Consider the following 15,647-nt stretch of genomic DNA (forward strand, 5'->3'; position numbering starts at 1 on the left):
CCACCCACCCCACCGACCCGGACCCCGCCGACCCCCGACCCCCGGAGCCCGCCGTGCCCGCCAAGCCCCTGGCCGAGCTGATCCGCTTCGCCCGCGCCAACTCGCCCTTCTACGCCGACCTCTACCGCGACCTGCCCGAGGGCGCCGACCGGCTCGACCAGCTGCCGGTGATCGACCAGACCGCGTTCTGGACGGCCAACACCTGGCCCGACAACCGGGTGCTGACCGGCCCGCTCACCGACGCCGGGGTCTACAAGACCGGCGGCACCACCGGCGTCCCCAAGTTCTCGCCGTGGACCCGCACCGAGCACGCCGACTCGGTCACCGCCTTCGGCGCCGGTCTCGTCCGGGCCGGCCTGCGACCCGGACACCGGGTCGCCAACCTCTTCACCGCCGGCGAACTCTACGGCGGCTTCCTCTACATCGAGAACGCCCTGCACCACGCCCCGGTGGACAACGTCCGCCTCGGCGTCGGCGGCGCCGCCCCGGACGGCTACATCGCCGACCTGATCGCCGGGTTCGGCGTGCAGGTGCTGGCCGGCGAGCCGATGAAGCTCAGCGCCGTCGCCGAGTGCCTGCTCTCCCGCGGCGAGCGCGCCGACGGCGTGGAACTGCTGCTGTTCGGCGGCGACCTGCTCTTCGCCGACCTGCGCCCGCTGCTCTCCCGGGCCTTCCCCGGGGCGGCCGTCGCCTCCGTCGGCTACGCCTCCAACGACGCCGGGCTGGTCGGCGCGCCCGTCCCCGGCGACGACGTCCGGATCCACGAGGCCTTCGCCGAGCGCACCGTGGTGGAACTGCTCGACGAGGTCACCGGCGAGGCCGTCACCGCCCCCGGCACGCCCGGCCGGGTCGTGGTCACCAACCTGTTCCGCACCCTGATGCCGATCCTGCGCTACCCCACCGGCGACCGCGCCGAGTGGGTCGACGGCGAGTGCCGCCGCTTCCGGCTGCTCGGCCGCTCCACCGAGGGCGCCCGGGTCGGCACCGTCACCCTGCCCACCGAGGAGATCCGCGCCGTCCTGCTCGCCGCCGACCCCGGCCGCAACATCGCCGGGATGCAGCTGGTGCAACGGCGCTGGGACGGCCGGGACGGCGTCATCCTGCGGCTCGGCCACCTCGGACCGCCGCCGCCCGCCGACCTGGCCGGCCGGCTCGTCGCCGCCGTCCACGCGGCGCTGCCGCTCTACCCGGCGGAGGCCGCCCTCGGCAGCATCCACGACCTCACGGTGGAATGGGTGCCGCGCTCGGAGCTGGTCACCAACCCGCGGACCGGAAAGCTCCAGCAGGTCCTGGACGAGCGCCCCCGGGAGTAGCCCACGCAGCGGGGCCGGCCGCTCAACCGCCCTGCGGCCGGACCCCGATCACCACGCTCTGCCCCCGGAACTCGGCGATCACCCCGCCGTCCGCCGCCCGGCGCACCGTCACGTCGTAGATCCCGCTGCGCCCGGCCCGCGAGCGCTCCACCGCCTCGGCGACCAACTCGTCCCCGACCGCCGCCGGGGCCAGGAAGGCCACCTGCGCCGCCTGGGCGACGGCCACCGGGCCGTGGCTGTTGCAGGCGTACGAGAACGCGGCGTCGGCCAGCAGGAAGAGGAACCCGCCGTGCGCCGTGCCGTGGCCGTTCACCATCGTCGCGGCCACCGTCATCCGCATCACCGCGCGGCCGGTGGACGCCTCCTCCAGGGTGATGCCCAGCGAACGGCTGGTCTCGTCCCGCTCGTACAGCGCGGCGATCACGGGGTCGAACATGGCGTCGCTGGTCCCTCCGTCGGCGGTGTCCGGGCCAGCGTAGGGGACGGGCCGCCTCCGGTCACCGGCTGATGCACGGTCAGCAGCCCGCCGGTGGGCTGCCGGTGCTGTCAGCGCTCCGTCGGTGTCCCGCGGGTGAGCGCGCGCAGGCTGGTCCGTGACAGCGGGAACCGACCCACCGCAGGACCACGTGCCGATCAACACCCCTGCGGACCAAGGCCGGTCGCACCCCGTCGCACCCCGTCGCACCCCGTCGGCCGCGAGCGCGTCCGGCGCCGGACGCCGGGGCGGCGGCGGGTTCGGGGCCCGGCCAGGAGACGTCGAGGGTGACCTTCCAGCTGATGACCCACGGCGGGCAGACCGAGCCGCGGTCCGGCACACAGCGGCCGGTCCCGGTGGTGGCACCCGTCCCGGCGGCCTCGCCGTCAAGGGCCCCGGCCGCCCGGCGCGGGAGGAGGGGCCACCGCTACAGCAGGCGGCGGCCGATGACCAGCTCCGGGCGGATCCGGATCCGGACCGCCTCGGCGGCGGTCGCGGCGCTCGCGGCGGTCGCGGTGGCCGGGCGGACCCGGGCGCGGCCCAGGACGGTGACGAACCAGCCGGAGCCGTCCCGGCCGTCCACCTCGTCGGCCTCGAAGGCGATCACCGCGCCGTCCACCGCCCGGGCCAGTTCGGAGCCGGCGGGCGCGGAGACCAGCACCCCGCCGGGCACCAGCCGGAAGGGCACCGGCAGCACGGCCGGGAGCGCGTCGACGGTGTAGACCAGCCGCCCGACCTCGGCCCGGCCCAGCAGCTCCAGCGCCCGCTTCCGGTCGAGTTCGCGGTGACTGGGCCGGTCGGGCCGGTCGGGCCGGTCCTCAAGGTCGGCGAGGTCGGCGAGGTCGGCGGAGCAGGGCCGGGGGGACGGGACGCGATCGCGGTTCATGCGAGCGATGCTCACCCGGGCCCCGGCCCCCTCACGAGGGCCGATGGTCCCGCCGAGGGGCCCGGGCGGGGTGGGCCGTCAGCCCCGGCCGAAGCGCAGCGACGAGGACCGGGCCGCCGCCGGCTGCCGCAGCTCGGTGGCGATCAGCGCCGCCTGCACCCGGCGCTCCACACCGAGCTTGGCGAGCAGCCGGGACACGTGGTTCTTCACCGTCTTCTCGGCCAGGTAGAGCCGCTCACCGATCTGCCGGTTGGTCAGGCCCTCGCCGATCAGCGCCAGCACCTCCTGCTCACGCACCGTCAGCCCGGGCCCGGCGGTCACCGGCTGGGCGGGCTCGGCGTCGCTGCGCAGCCGGTTCAGCAGCCGGGTGGCCGCGCCGGGGTCCAGCATCGACCGGCCGGAGGCGACGGTACGGACGGCGGCGACCAGGTCGGTGCCGCTGATCTGCTTCAGCACGTACCCGGCGGCGCCCGCCATCACGGCGTCCAACAGCGCCTCCTCGTCATCGAAGGAGGTCAGCATCAGACAGGCCAGGTCCGGCATCCGCGACCGCAGTTCACGGCAGACCGACACCCCGTCCCCGTCCCCCAGCCGGACATCCAGCACCGCCACGTCGGGCCGCAGCGCCGGCACCCGGGCCAGCGCCTGCTCGGCCGTCGCGGCTTCGCCGACCACCTCCAGGTCCGGCTCGCCGTCCAGCAGGTCGTGCACCCCGCGGCGCACCACCTCGTGGTCGTCCAGCAGGAACACCCGGACCGGTGCCGGAGCCCCGGCCCCCTCCGCCTTGGTCGCCATCACGCGGCTCCACCTTCGTCACACCCCCGCACACTCCCAGCGGGGCCCACCGCATCATCCCCCGCCGCGCGGCACCGGCCCAGGGCCCAACGACCCCATTCGCCCGCCGCCCCGCCCCCGGCGCTGGCCGGACGCCGTCCCCCGCGGCGCGGGCACCCGGTGAGCCGCCGCTCAGCGGTCGTGCCGCCGGACGTTGCCCAGGCCCACCAGCAGGAACGCCAGCGCCACGCCCGCCCCGCTGACCGCCGCCAGCGCCACCTTCGAGGCCGTCCCGCCGCTGTCGGACAGCAGGATCGCCACCGCCCCCAGCGAGGCCACCGCCGCGCCCACCACCAGCCAGCCGGCCAGGGCGACGGCCGCCGGACGGCCGCTGCGCGGCGCCGGCCCGGCGTCGAGCGCGGCCCAGCGAGCGGCGCTCTCCTGCTGCTCCCCGCGCCGGTCCCACCGGGCCCGGAGCCGCAGGGCCGTGCCGCCGACCAGCCCGGTGAGGGCCACCTGGGCGGCCGGGCGCCAGTCGGGCAGGGCGAGCAGCAGTCCGCCCGCCAGCGCGAGCGCCGCCCACCAGAGCACGCAGGCCGCCGCCGCGGTGCGGGTGGAGCGGGGCCGGTCGGCGCCGGCCTGGAGGTCGGCGATGGCGGGCAGGTACCAGACGCAGCCGCTCGCGGTGAGCGCGGCGGTGCCGATGGCGAGGACGGTGTGGGTCATGGGCCGGCCTTCCTGGTGTCGCACGGGAGTGGGTCAGGGTGCCGTCCCCGCCCGCCCGGGGGCGGCGACGCGGGCAGGGGCGGCGTTCGGGGGCGTTCCTCAGCCGTCCTCAGCCGTCGGCGGGCGAGGACGACGAGGGGGACGAGGGGGACGAGGCCGCGGAGGCCGTCCGCGCCCGCTCCGCCCGGGTCAGCGGCCGGTCGTACTTCGCCGGCTCCACGTCGCCCAGGTGCGGGGCCGGCTTCCCGGTGTGCTGGAGCACGTCCCGGGCCGCGATGTCCGGGTGGTGGAGGTCGAAGGCCGGGGATTCGGAGCGGATCCGGGGCAGCTTGACGAAGTTGTGCCGCGGCGGCGGGCAGGAGGTGGCCCACTCCAGCGAGCGGCCCCAGCCCCACGGGTCGTCCGAGGTGACCTTCTCGCCGTACTTGGCGGTCTTCCAGACGTTGTAGAGGAACGGCAGGATCGACAGTCCGAGCAGGAACGACCCGATGGTCGAGACGGTGTTCAGGGTGGTGAAGCCGTCCGAGGCCAGGTAGTCGGCGTACCGGCGGGGCATGCCCTCGGCGCCCAGCCAGTGCTGCACCAGGAAGGTGGTGTGGAAGCCGACGGTGAGCGTCCAGAAGGTGATCCGGCCGAGCCGCTCGTCGAGCCTCTTGCCGGTCATCTTGGGCCACCAGAAGTGGAAGCCGGCGAACATCGCGTAGACCACCGTGCCGAACAGCGTGTAGTGGAAGTGGGCGACGACGAAGTACGAGTCGGAGACGTGGAAGTCGATCGGCGGCGCGGCCAGCAGCACGCCGGTCAGTCCGCCGAACAGGAAGGTCACCAGGAAGCCGACCGTCCACAGCATCGGCATCTCGAAGCTCAGTGAGCCCTTCCACATGGTGCCGACCCAGTTGAAGAACTTCACGCCCGTCGGCACCGCGATCAGGAAGGTCATGAAGGAGAAGAAGGGCAGCAGCACCTGCCCGGTGACGTACATGTGGTGCGCCCACACCGTCACCGACAGCCCGGCGATGGCCACCGTGGCGGCGATCAGGCCCGCGTAGCCGAACATCGGCTTGCGGCTGAACACCGGGATGACCTCCGAGACGATCCCGAAGAACGGCAGCGCCAGGATGTACACCTCGGGATGCCCGAAGAACCAGAACAGGTGCTGCCAGAGCATCGCCCCGCCGTTGGCCGGGTCGAAGACGTGCGAGCCGAACTTGCGGTCGCACTCCAGCGCCAGCAGCGCGGCGGCCAGCACCGGGAAGACCAGCAGCACCAGCACCGAGGTCAGCAGCACGTTCCAGCAGAAGATGGACATCCGGAACATGGTCATTCCGGGCGCGCGCATGCAGATGATGGTGGTGATGAAGTTGACGGCGCCGAAGATGCTGCCGAAGCCGGACAGCGTGACGCCCATGATCCACATGTCCGAACCGACGCCCGGCGAGTGGACGGCGTCGGACAGCGGCGCGTAGAGGAACCAGCCGAAGTCGGCGGCGCCCTGCGGGGTGGCGAAGCCGGCGGCGGCGATCAGCGAGCCGAACATGAACAGCCAGTAGGACAGCATGTTCAGGCGCGGGAACGCCACGTCGGGCGCGCCGATCTGCAGCGGCATGATCCAGTTGGCGAAGCCGGTGAACAGTGGCATCGCGAAGAGCAGCAGCATCACCGAGCCGTGCATGGTGAACGCCTGGTTGAACTGCTCGTTGGAGAGGATCTGCGTTCCGGGCCGGGCGAGTTCGGCGCGCATGACCAGAGCGAGGACGCCGCCGATCAGGAAGAACGCGAACGAGGACACCAGGTACATGGTGCCGATCGTCTTGTGGTCGGTGGTGGTCAGCAGTCCGACCAAGGCCGAGCCGGGTCGGCGGGCCCGAACCGGCCCCGTCGGCAGGGGCGTTGGCGGTGTGGTGGGGTCGCCCTGTGCCTGGGTGGCGCTCAAGGACGCACTCCTTCGGAACGTCGTGCGGATGGATGGCGATCCATGATCCGAACGCACGCCCCGTACACCCCAGGGCCGTTGGGCCCGCCCGGCCGGGGCCGCTGGGCCCGAGTTCCCGCCCCCGCACCGGGACCTCCCGACCGGGACCCGTACGGGGACCGGGCTCTCCGCCGGGCCGCCGCCTCGGGCGAGCCGTTGGTGGTGGCGGACCTCGGCGCCGACCGCACCTTCGGCCGCGCCGTCGGCCACCCCTTCGACCGGGCCTTCACCGAGTTCACCGCCTACCGGCCGCGCCGCCCCGGCACGGCGGTCAGCCCGTCAGCCCGTCAGCCGGGCGAGCTGCCCGCGTTCCAGCGCCGCGTACACCGCACCGTCCGGGCCGACGGCGATCCCATGCGGCTCGGCGCCCGGGCCGGGGATCGGATACCCGTCCGACCGTCCGTCCGCGTCCAGCACACCGATCCGGCCGGCGCCCCACTCGGTGAACCAGAGCCGCCCGTCCGGGCCGGCGGCGATCGCGTGCGGCTTGGCGGCCCGGTCGGCCAGCGGGTATTCGGTCACCCGTCCGTCCACGGTGATCCGCCCGATCAGCCCGCCGCCGATCCCGACGTACCAGAGCGCTCCGTCCGCACCGGCGGTGATCCCGACCGGCGCCGTGCCCTCGGTGGGCAGCTGGTGGACGGTCGCCTCGCCCTCCACCGTGATCCGGGCGACGGCGTCCGCCTGGTTGAGCGTGCACCACAGCGCGCCGTCCGCGCCGGCCGCGATCATCGACGGGAACGCGCCGGCGAGCGGCAGCGGATACTCCGCCACCTCCCCGTCGACGGTGATCCGCCCCACCCGGTCGGCGTTCAGCTCGGTGAACCACACCGCCCCGTCGGGCCCGGCCGCGATCCCGTACGGCCCGGCGCCCTCCGTCGGCACCCCGAACGACGAGACCTCGCCGCCCGCCGTGATCCGCCCGATCCGGTGGTCCCGCATCCGGCTGAACCACAGCGCCCCGTCCGGCCCGACGGTGATGACGGCGGGCCCGCAGCCGGGCGCCCCGAGCCCGAACCGCTCCACCGAGCCGTCGGCCGACAGCCGCCCCACCTCCCCGGCATGCACCAAGGTGAACCAGACCCCTCCGTCCGGCCCTACGGCCACCCCGTACGGCCCGGCCCCCGCCTCGGCCACCTCGAACAGTTCCATCCCCACCCCTCCCAAGTTATCGCGACGCCAGTCGCATTAGTGATGCTGCCACGACACCCCCGCCGGCGGCAACCGACTTCACCCCCGGTCGGACGCCGCGCCCCACAGCACCGAGATCACGCCCATCCCCGCCGCGCACACCGGCACCGCCAGCAGCGCCCCGATGATGCCCGCGACGCCGGAGCCGGCCACCACCGCGACCATGATGGCCGCCGGGTGCAGTTCCACTGTCCGGCTCTGGATGACCGGCTGGAGGATGTTGCCCTCGATCATCTGCACCGTCAGCACCACCCCGAGCGCCCACAGCGCCGTGCCCAGCCCGCCGTCCGCGAGCGCCACCAGCACCGCCACCGTGCCGGACAGGAACGCGCCGACGAACGGGATGTACGCGCCCATGAAGACCAGCGCGCCGAGCCCCGGGGCCCCGGGCACCCCCAGGGCGAGCAGGCCGATCGTGATGAAGCCCGCGTCGATCAGGGCGATCAGGGTGGTGCCGCGCATGAAGCCGGCCATCGCCTCGAAGGCCCGCTCGGCGCAGGCGACCACGGTGTCGGCGCCGCGCCCGGGCAGGTGGGCGCGGATGGTCTCGCCGGTGCGGTGGCCGTCGCGCAGGAAGAAGAAGACCAGGGCGAGCGCCAGGACGGCACCGGTGACCACCTGGGTGAGCAGGCCGAGCCCGGACAGCACGCCGTTGGTCAGGGTCGAGACCAGCGAGTTGGTCTCGCCCTTGGCGTTGTTCAGCGCGTGCTCGATCTTCGTCCCGAACGGCCCGAGCCAGTCCGCCAGCCGCCGCCCGGCCGCCGGAAGCGAGGCGGCGATCTGCGGGGCGCTGTGCACCAGGGAGTTGACCAGCAGGAAGATCACCCCGACCACCGCGACCACCAGCACCAGGCAGGTCAGCCCGGCCGCCAGGCCCCGGCTCACTCCCCGCCGGACCATCCACGGCACCACCGGGTAGAGCAGCGAGACCCCCAGCAGCGCCAGGACGAACGGCACGGTGGCGGCCCGCAGCTCCACGAGCGCGAACACCAGCAGCGAGCCGACGGTGATCAGCAGGATCACCGCCACCGACCAGGCCGCCGCCCAGCGCACCGCGGGCGGCAGCATCAGGTACGGCCTGCGGTGGTCGGGCCGCCCATCGGGCGGGCGCTCCACGGACACGGCCACCTCCGCCGAGGATCGTCGTTGAGTCCGAACCGACCCATCTCAGCAGAGAATCTGACGATCTGCCCGTTTTTGGACCCGTTACCGCAGTGACAACCCGTCACCCCAGCGACAACCCGTTACGGCCGTTCTGCCGCCCCGATCCGTACCGACCCGCCCCCGCCCGCGAAGGCCAGCACCCGCTGCGCCTCGGCCTCCGCCGCCTCGCGGTCCGCCCGCGCCAGCCGGACGAACGGCTCGACGACCACGTCCCGCTCCGGCGTCAGCCGCCACGTCCCGGTGACCAGCCCGTCCACCAGCAGGGTGCCGGGCACCAGGCCGTTCCTGGTCATCACCCGCTCCTTGTACTCCGCCGGCAGCACCCGGCCGCGGTCGGCGTGCGAGAGCAGCAGGTTGTCGAACGGCGCGATCAGCCGCACCGGCACCGGGACGTCCGGCTCCGGCCGGGGCGCCTGCGGCAGGTCGTACAGCAGCCGGCCCTGCTCGTCCCGGAAGGTCAGCAGCCGCGGCGCGAGCCGCCCCAGCACCGGGCCGAGCCCGGTGCGGCCGCACCACTTCGTGAGGTCCGCCGCGCTCGCCGGGCCGAAGGCGGCCAGGTAGCGCAGCACCAGGTCGTCCGGCACGGGCGCGGGGTCGAGCGGCCGGCCGAGCCAGGCCTCGGCGGTGGTGTGGGCGGCCGGGCCGCTGCGCCCCCACAGCCCGCGCGGCGGCACCTGGACCAGCGGCAGCAGGCAACGGGCGGCCTGGGCCAGGGCCGCCGGGTCGCGGTCCGGCCGGGTCGCCGCCAGCAGCGCGCCGAGCCGCTGGAAGGTGCGCGGCTCCTCCTCGACCAGGGCGCGGGCCTCGGCGGCCAGCGCGGTCAGGTCGAGTCCGGCCAGCCGTTTGCCGTAGGTGGTGCGCAGCGCCTGGTCGAGGACGGGCTGGAGCAGCGGGCGCAGGGTCAGGCAGTCCTCGGCGGTGACCAGGTGGATGGTGCCGCGCTGGAGCGCGATCCGGACCACGGCCCGCTGTTCGAGCAGCGTGCTCAGCCCGTCCGAGGAGAACCCGTCCAGCCGGGAGAGCAGCCCGAGGTAGGGCGGCTGCGGTACGGCCTGGGCCTGGAGGCCGCCGAGGTGGTGGATGACCTCGGCGGGTGTCCGGTCGGTACGGACGAGCAGGTGCTGACGGGCCAGCAGTGCGCGGCCCAGCGCCCGGCGCCCCAGGACCGGCAGCTCCGTCAGCCGTGGATCCGTCACCGGCCCCTCCGTCACCGGCCCCTCCGTCCCCGACGGTTCCGTCACCGGCGGCCGTCCAGCACCGAGCGCAGGACCGCGATCCGGTTGCTGGTGATGGAGGCGGCCCCGGTGTCGCGCAGCCGGCGCATGGTGCGGCGCAGGTCGACGGTCCAGGTGGAGACGGCGAGCCCCTGGTCCGCGGCGGCTGCCACGAACGCGGGGGTGACCAGGCCGAACGGCGGGTTGAGGAAGCGCGGGCGCAGGTCGCGCAGCAGGGCGGGCGCGGGCATCCGGGGCTGCTTCCAGGTGAGCGCGATCTCGGCGTCCCGGCTGAGTTCGCGCACGGCGAGCATGGCGGTGGCGGAGCCGCAGAAGGCGACGCGGTCCTCGGCGCCGAGTCCGGTGACGACGTCCCAGGTGGCGGCGACCGGGCCGGGCTCGTCCAGGTCGATCAGCAGCCGGCGGCCGCGCGCGGCGGCGACCGTCTTGATCGCCTCGGCGAGGGTGGGGACGGCCAGGTCGCCCTGGCGCAGTTCGGCCAGCTGCTCGGTGGTGACCCGGCCGATCGACCGCGGGTCCCCCCAGAGCCGCTCCAGGGTCTGGTCGTGCAGCAGCACCGGCACCTTGTCGCGGGTCAGCTGGACGTCCACCTCGACGGCGTCGGCCCCGGCGGCGAGCGCGGACTCGACGGAGGGCAGGGTGTTCTCGCGGTGGCGGTACGGGTCGCCGCGGTGGGCGACGGCGAGCACCGGTCGACGGTCGGCGGGGGTGGTCATCGAATCCTTCCGGAGAGCCAGGGGGTGAGGTCGTGCGGGCCGACGGCTTCGCGGTAGCCGGGTTCGCCGGGCACGGTGACGATCAGGGTGGTGGACGGCGGGAAGGTCCGGGCCCTGACGTGCACCAGGTCGGCCCAGACCGAGTTCAGGAAGGCCGGGACGCTGTCGCGCGGCACGTCGAAGGCGATGCCCTCGACCGTCACGGTGACCTCGTCGTGGCTGAACAGCCGGACGGCGAGCCGCGGGCTGCCGTCGAACTCCAGCAGCGCCTCGTGCGGGACGGCACCCGGCCCGCCGTCCTGGCCGACCAGCCCGGCGAAGGTCTGGTCGCTGCCGATGTCGTGCTGGGCGCGGACGGTGCGCCCGTGCCGGGCGGCGACGGCTTCGATCGCCAGGACGGCGGCCTGGGTGGTCGGCAGCGTGGACGGGTGCGGGGGCATCCGGGCCTCTCGTGGGAGTACTCGCAGGGAACGCGCGGGGGGACGACTAGCGCCGTTCGATCATCACATTGGTCGACTTGATGACCGCCGTGGCGGGTGCGCCCGGCACCAGGTTCAGCTCCTCCACCGAGTCCCGGCTGATCAGCGACACCACCCGGAACGGCCCGGCCTGGACCTCCACCTGCGCGGCCACGTCGCCGAGCCGCACCTCGGTGACGATCCCGGGGAAGCGGTTGCGCGCCGAGGACGGACGGCCCTCGGCCTCGGCGATCTCCGGCCGGGCCAGCTCACGGGCGAAGGCGGCGAGTTCCGCCCCCGGGATGATCCGGTGCCCGTGCTCGTCCCGCACGGCGGCGAGCTTCCCGGCGTCCACCCAGCGCCGCATGGTGTCCGCGCTGACGCCGAGCAGCGCGGCCGCCTCACCGATGCGGTACGGGTTGACCGGCACGTCGGGCTGGCCCATCTGCGTCTCCTGACGGTGGTTCGAGGTACGGGGTACGCGCCCCCCGGGCGCCATCCTGCCGTACCGGGGACGCCGACGGAAACGCGCTACGACTCCCCGAAGAGGTCCCTCCGCACGGCGTCACCGGCGGTGAGCACCGCGCCCGCGAGCACCGCGCCGCCGCCCGCCGTACCGGCCCGGACCTCGGTGCGCAGCGGGGAGAGCCGGGCCAGCCGGCGTTCGACCCGGCCGGCCAGTTCGGCGCCGCCGGCCCGGCCGATCTCGCCGCCGAGCACCAGGCAGCCGGGGTCGAGCACCACGCAGACGCTGGCGGCGCCGAGCGCGATCCGCTCGGCCAGCTCGTCCAGGAACGGCGCCCCCCGCTCCCCGGCGGCCAGGGCGGCGCGGACGGCGGCCTCGGCGGCGGGGGCGTCGTCGGCCGGGCCGACGGGCAGGGCGTGGGCGCGGGCGAGTGCGCACAGGGCGGCGCTGCCGACCAGTCCGTGGAAGCCGCCCTCGCAGCTGTCGGCGCTGGGCAGTCCGGTGGCGCCGGGGACGGGCAGGAAGCAGATCTCACCGGTGCCGCCGGAGAAGCCGCGGCGCAGCCGTCCGTCCAGGATGACGGCGGCGCCGACGCTGTGGCCGAGCCACATCAGCACGAAGGTGTCGCGGTCCCGGGCGGCGCCGATCCGGTGCTCGGCCCGGCCGGCCAGGTTGACCTCGTTCTCCAGGATCACCTCGGTGTCGGGCAACTCGCCCAGTGCGGTGAGGAGTTCGGCGTGCCAGCCGGGGAGCTGGCCGGTGCTGTGCAGCCGGCCGGTGGCGGGGTCGACCAGTCCGGGGGCGCCGACGGCGACGGTGTGCAGCCGGTCGACGCCGACGGCGTGGGCGGTCTCCCGCAGGGTGCGGACGATCGTGGCGGCGGTGTCGGGGGTTCCGGCGCCCTCGACCGGGACGTCGGCGGTGCCGAGGGTGCGTCCGGCGAGGTCGGCGACGACCAGGCTGACGCCGCCTTCGCGGACGTCGAAGGCGGCGAGGTGGGCGCGGGAGGCGACCAGCGCGTAGAGCCGGGCGTTGGGGCCGCGCCGCTGTTCGCCGCGTTCGCCGACGAGGGCGACCAGGCCGGTGCGCTGGAGGCGGTCGAGCAGGTCGGCGACGGTCGGCCGGGAGAGGCCGGTGAGGTCGCGCAGCTCGGTCGCGGTCAGCGGGCCCTGTTCGAGCAGGAGGTTGAGCGCCAGCCGGTCGTTGATGGCCCGGGCGGTGCTCGGCGTGGCCGTACGCACGGTGGTCATGGCCGGTCATCCTTCCAGAGCGTTTCTATCAGGGTCCCTTCCTGATAGTTTATCGAACCGTTCGGACCATCCGCCGGGAGGGAACGCCAGATGACCGCCACCACCCTCGAACCACTCGCCGAACCACGCCGCTCCCGACTGAGCATCGCGCTGGTCTTCGGCGTGCACGGCGCCGTCGGCGGCACCTTCGTCACCCGCATCCCGTGGATCCAGGACCGCCTGGACCTCTCCCCCGGGCAACTCGGCCTCGCCCTGGTGATGCCCGCCATCGGCTCCTCCCTCGCCATGCCGCTGGCCGGGCGCTTCGTCCACCGCTACGGCGGCCGGGCCGCCGTGCGCGGACTGGTCTCGCTCTGGTGCCTGGCCCTCACCCTGCCGGCGCTCGCCCCCTCGCTGCCCACGCTCTGCGCGGTACTGCTGGTGTACGGCGCCACGGCGGGCATGGCCGACGTCGCGATGAACGCCCAGGGCGTGGAGATCGAGCAGCGCCTCGGCCGCTCGATCATGTCCGGGCTGCACGGGATGTGGAGCGCGGGCGGCCTGGTGGCCTCCGGCTTCGGCATCCTGGCCACCCACCTCGCCCTCGACGCCCGGCTCCAGCTGGCCGTCACCGCGCTCGTCCTGCTCGCCCTCGCCCAGCCGGTCTGCCACGGCCTGCCCGACCTGCGGGCCCACGAGGAGGCCGAGGCACCGCCGCGCTTCGCCCTGCCGCCGCGCAGTTCGCTGGTGATCGGCCTGGTCGGCTTCTGCGCGGTGTTCGGCGAGGGCGCCTCGATGGACTGGAGCGGCGTCTACCTCAAGGACATCACCGGCGCCTCGGCCACCGTCGCCGCCGCCTCCTACACCGCCTTCTCGCTCACCATGGCCGTCAGCCGGCTCGCCGGGGACGCGGTGATCCGCCGGATCGGCGCCGTCCGCGCCACCCGGCTGGGCGGGGCGGTCGCCACCCTCGGCGGCCTCCTGGTGGTGGCCGCCGACACCCCGGCGCTGGCCATCCCGGGCTTCGCCCTGATCGGCGTCGGCGTCGCAGTGATCGTCCCGCTGGCCTTCGCCGCCGCCGGACGGATCGGCAGCAACCCCAGCCAGGCCATCGCGGGCGTCGCCACCGTCACCTACACCTCCGGCCTGATCGCCCCCGCCGTGATCGGCGCCCTCGCCCAGGCCACCTCGCTGACCGTCTCCTTCGGCCTGGTCACCCTGCTCGCCTTCGCCCTGCTGCTGGGCGCCGGGGCGCTGCGCCGCGCCGAGCCGGACTTCCCGGCGGGCAACACACCGGACAACACACCGGACAGCGCGCCGGACAACGCGACCGCGAGGTGACCGAGAAGCACCCCCGTAAGGATCCCGCCGCGATGTGGCCAACGGTTCCACCCGCTGCGACCCCGGGGTGAAATCCCTTTGCCCGCACGGGCGGTGCGGTTCGACACTGGGTCCATGCTCGGATTCGTCAGGACCGACAACGAAGCCCTCGTCAGCTGCCTCGGTGACCCCCAGCGCACCGTGGCGGCCTACCGGGAGCTGCTCCGCCGCGCGGACGCGGCGCTCGGCGCCATCCGCGCCGGGCTGTCCCACGACAGCGCGGCCGTCCGGGAGGGCTGCTGCCGGCTGCTGGACCACCTGGTCGACACCGAGTCGATGGGCCTGCTCATCGCCATGGCCGACGACCCGGACGCCGAGGTGCGGATCGCCGCGTTCCACGCCCTGGCCTGCGACCGCTGCAAGGGCGACACCTGTGCACCGGGCGCCGACCGGGTGCTGGAACCGGCCCTGCGACACCTGGCCGACGACCCGGACCCCCGGGTCCGCAACCGGGCCGCCGAACTCGTCGGCAAGTTCGCCCACACCGACCCCCGGGCCGTCGCCGCCCTGCGGGCCTCCCACGCCCAGGACCCGAGCCCGGCGGTCCGCAAGAAGGCGGGCTGGTACGCCCCCGGCGGGACGATCTACGAACGGACCGCCCGGCGCCCCGGATAGCCGGCCGTCAGCTCTCCGACCGCCATCGATGCCGCCACTCCGCACCGCGCGGGCCGTCCGTCCGAGCCGGTCGGGCGAGGAGCGTGGCCGGCCCCGCCCAGCTGTGGGTCCAGCCGGGCCGGCGGTCGCGGGCCGCCATCGTGCCGATCGTGATCACCGGCGTCGACTCCCGACCCGGCCCCTCACCGGACACCCCACCCGGGCCCCACCGGACGCCCCACCCGGCACAGACCGAGCGCCCCCCGGCACGGACCGGCCCGCGACCGGGACCGGTTAGGCTCGGGCGGTGCCCGCAGCCCTGACCACGCCCCCCGCGCCGAGCGCCACCGGATCCGCCGAGCCGGAACAGTCGCGCCCGGCCCGCTCGCCCTGGTGGCGGTTCGGCCTGCTGGTCCTCCTCCTGGGCGCGTGCGCGGGCTCGCTGCTGCTGTGGAGCCCGACCGACCTGCTCTCCGGCGGGCTGGCGGACCGGATGCCCGGCTACTGGTTCGCGCCGCTGTTCGCCCTCGTCTACGCCGTCGGCACGCTGGCCTTCGTCCCGCGCCCCGCGCTGAACGCCGTCGCCGGACTGCTGCTGGGCATCCAGCAGGGCGTGCTGCTCGCCGTGCTCGGCACCACCCTGGGCGCGGCCCTGGCCTTCGCCCTCGGCCGGGGCCTGGGCCGCGAGGCGCTGAAGCCCCACCTGCGCGGCAAGGTGCTCGGCGCCCTCGACCAGCGCTTCACCGAACAGGGCTTCCGCAGCGTGCTGGTGCTGCGGCTGCTCCCCGGCCTGCCGTTCCAGGCGGGCAACTACGGCGCCGCCTTCTCCGGGGTGCGCTTCCTCCCCTTCCTGGTCGCCACCGCGATCGGCGTGGTCCCGACCACCGCCGTGTACGTGGTCGCCGCCGCCAGCGCGGACCAGCCCGGTTCGGCGGCCTTCCTGGTCTCGGCCGGGGTGATCGTCCTGCTGGTGCTCGGCAGCCTGGTCGGCCTCTGGCGGGCCGCCGCCGCCCGCCGCCGGTCCCAGGCCGGCTGACCGGGTCCGCGCCACCCCGCAAATCGCTCGCA

At 74.9% G+C, this 15,647-nt stretch carries 16 protein-coding genes; 4 read left to right on the forward strand and 12 right to left on the reverse strand.

Translation table 11 applies throughout. The features are described 5' to 3' along the window. The first annotated feature begins 53 nt into the window (after nucleotides 1-53). Nucleotides 54-1,313 (forward strand): phenylacetate--CoA ligase family protein, encoded by a 1,260-nt coding sequence (locus tag ACZ3YL_RS22535; RefSeq protein WP_465659342.1) that lies wholly within the window; start codon nucleotides 54-56, stop codon nucleotides 1,311-1,313. A gap of 22 nt (nucleotides 1,314-1,335) precedes the next feature. Here ACZ3YL_RS22535 and paaI read toward each other — a convergent pair whose 3' ends face one another. The 12 genes from paaI to ACZ3YL_RS22595 form a co-directional block, all read right to left on the reverse strand. Further along, a complete protein-coding gene (gene paaI / locus ACZ3YL_RS22540; RefSeq protein WP_188303005.1) occupies nucleotides 1,336-1,749 on the reverse strand; it encodes a hydroxyphenylacetyl-CoA thioesterase PaaI in 414 nt (137 codons plus the stop codon). A 466-nt stretch (nucleotides 1,750-2,215) separates the two neighbouring features. After that, nucleotides 2,216-2,674, reverse strand: a complete 459-nt coding sequence (locus ACZ3YL_RS22545; protein ID WP_465659344.1) for a pyridoxamine 5'-phosphate oxidase family protein — start codon at nucleotides 2,672-2,674, stop codon at nucleotides 2,216-2,218. Between the two features lie 78 nt (nucleotides 2,675-2,752). Next, on the reverse strand, nucleotides 2,753-3,469 hold the full coding sequence (locus ACZ3YL_RS22550) for a response regulator (protein ID WP_188303007.1): 717 nt from the start codon (nucleotides 3,467-3,469) through the stop codon (nucleotides 2,753-2,755). Between the two features lie 171 nt (nucleotides 3,470-3,640). Next, nucleotides 3,641-4,174 carry a hypothetical protein gene (locus ACZ3YL_RS22555; RefSeq protein ID WP_465659347.1) on the reverse strand — a complete coding sequence of 178 codons (534 nt, stop codon included), beginning with the start codon at nucleotides 4,172-4,174 and terminating at the stop codon, nucleotides 3,641-3,643. Nucleotides 4,175-4,283: 109 nt separating this feature from the next. Further along, nucleotides 4,284-6,059: an aa3-type cytochrome oxidase subunit I gene (ctaD, locus tag ACZ3YL_RS22560; protein ID WP_465659411.1), complete on the reverse strand. Its 1,776-nt coding sequence runs from the start codon at nucleotides 6,057-6,059 to the stop codon at nucleotides 4,284-4,286. A 366-nt stretch (nucleotides 6,060-6,425) separates the two neighbouring features. After that, a complete protein-coding gene (locus ACZ3YL_RS22565) occupies nucleotides 6,426-7,298 on the reverse strand; it encodes a Vgb family protein (RefSeq protein ID WP_465659349.1) in 873 nt (290 codons plus the stop codon). Between the two features lie 78 nt (nucleotides 7,299-7,376). Next, nucleotides 7,377-8,465, reverse strand: coding sequence for an AI-2E family transporter (locus ACZ3YL_RS22570; RefSeq protein WP_465659350.1), 1,089 nt, complete (start codon nucleotides 8,463-8,465; stop codon nucleotides 7,377-7,379). 116 nt (nucleotides 8,466-8,581) lie between these two features. Further along, entirely contained in the window at nucleotides 8,582-9,697 is a 1,116-nt protein-coding gene (locus ACZ3YL_RS22575; protein WP_465659351.1) for a winged helix DNA-binding domain-containing protein, read from the reverse strand. A gap of 41 nt (nucleotides 9,698-9,738) precedes the next feature. Next, nucleotides 9,739-10,452, reverse strand: a complete 714-nt coding sequence (locus ACZ3YL_RS22580; RefSeq protein ID WP_188306628.1) for a glycerophosphodiester phosphodiesterase — start codon at nucleotides 10,450-10,452, stop codon at nucleotides 9,739-9,741. After that, complete coding sequence (locus tag ACZ3YL_RS22585; protein ID WP_188306629.1) at nucleotides 10,449-10,892, reverse strand: hypothetical protein; 444 nt, start codon at nucleotides 10,890-10,892, stop codon at nucleotides 10,449-10,451. Before ACZ3YL_RS22585 ends, ACZ3YL_RS22580 begins: the two co-directional genes overlap by 4 nt. Nucleotides 10,893-10,938: 46 nt before the next feature. Beyond that, a complete protein-coding gene (locus tag ACZ3YL_RS22590; RefSeq protein WP_188306630.1) occupies nucleotides 10,939-11,355 on the reverse strand; it encodes a TOBE domain-containing protein in 417 nt (138 codons plus the stop codon). 86 nt (nucleotides 11,356-11,441) lie between these two features. Continuing rightward, the gene (locus tag ACZ3YL_RS22595) at nucleotides 11,442-12,626 is read right to left on the reverse strand and encodes an ROK family transcriptional regulator (protein ID WP_465659354.1); all 1,185 of its coding nucleotides are present in this window, start codon (nucleotides 12,624-12,626) and stop codon (nucleotides 11,442-11,444) included. Between the two features lie 90 nt (nucleotides 12,627-12,716). Between ACZ3YL_RS22595 and ACZ3YL_RS22600 the strand changes: the two genes are divergently transcribed. The 3 genes from ACZ3YL_RS22600 to ACZ3YL_RS22610 all read left to right on the forward strand — a co-directional run bounded on the left by ACZ3YL_RS22600 (nucleotide 12,717) and on the right by ACZ3YL_RS22610 (nucleotide 15,615). Next, nucleotides 12,717-13,946: an MFS transporter gene (locus tag ACZ3YL_RS22600; protein ID WP_465659355.1), complete on the forward strand. Its 1,230-nt coding sequence runs from the start codon at nucleotides 12,717-12,719 to the stop codon at nucleotides 13,944-13,946. A gap of 114 nt (nucleotides 13,947-14,060) precedes the next feature. Further along, nucleotides 14,061-14,600 (forward strand): HEAT repeat domain-containing protein, encoded by a 540-nt coding sequence (locus tag ACZ3YL_RS22605; RefSeq protein WP_465659357.1) that lies wholly within the window; start codon nucleotides 14,061-14,063, stop codon nucleotides 14,598-14,600. A gap of 286 nt (nucleotides 14,601-14,886) precedes the next feature. After that, the gene (locus tag ACZ3YL_RS22610; RefSeq protein WP_465659359.1) at nucleotides 14,887-15,615 is read left to right on the forward strand and encodes a TVP38/TMEM64 family protein; all 729 of its coding nucleotides are present in this window, start codon (nucleotides 14,887-14,889) and stop codon (nucleotides 15,613-15,615) included. The last annotated feature ends 32 nt before the right edge of the window (nucleotides 15,616-15,647 follow it).

The sequence above is a fragment of the Kitasatospora sp. NPDC023176 genome, assembly GCF_055560495.1.

Coding starts and splice junctions, on each gene's coding strand:
- paaI (WP_188303005.1), bottom strand. CDS start 1,749: ATGTTCGACCCCGTGATCGCCGCGCTGTACGAGCGGGACGAGACCAGC.
- ACZ3YL_RS22545 (WP_465659344.1), bottom strand. CDS start 2,674: ATGAACCGCGATCGCGTCCCGTCCCCCCGGCCCTGCTCCGCCGACCTC.
- ACZ3YL_RS22550 (WP_188303007.1), bottom strand. CDS start 3,469: ATGGCGACCAAGGCGGAGGGGGCCGGGGCTCCGGCACCGGTCCGGGTG.
- ACZ3YL_RS22555 (WP_465659347.1), bottom strand. CDS start 4,174: ATGACCCACACCGTCCTCGCCATCGGCACCGCCGCGCTCACCGCGAGC.
- ACZ3YL_RS22565 (WP_465659349.1), bottom strand. CDS start 7,298: ATGGAACTGTTCGAGGTGGCCGAGGCGGGGGCCGGGCCGTACGGGGTG.
- ACZ3YL_RS22580 (WP_188306628.1), bottom strand. CDS start 10,452: ATGACCACCCCCGCCGACCGTCGACCGGTGCTCGCCGTCGCCCACCGC.
- ACZ3YL_RS22585 (WP_188306629.1), bottom strand. CDS start 10,892: ATGCCCCCGCACCCGTCCACGCTGCCGACCACCCAGGCCGCCGTCCTG.
- ACZ3YL_RS22590 (WP_188306630.1), bottom strand. CDS start 11,355: ATGGGCCAGCCCGACGTGCCGGTCAACCCGTACCGCATCGGTGAGGCG.
- ACZ3YL_RS22595 (WP_465659354.1), bottom strand. CDS start 12,626: ATGACCACCGTGCGTACGGCCACGCCGAGCACCGCCCGGGCCATCAAC.
- ACZ3YL_RS22600 (WP_465659355.1), top strand. CDS start 12,717: ATGACCGCCACCACCCTCGAACCACTCGCCGAACCACGCCGCTCCCGA.
- ACZ3YL_RS22605 (WP_465659357.1), top strand. CDS start 14,061: ATGCTCGGATTCGTCAGGACCGACAACGAAGCCCTCGTCAGCTGCCTC.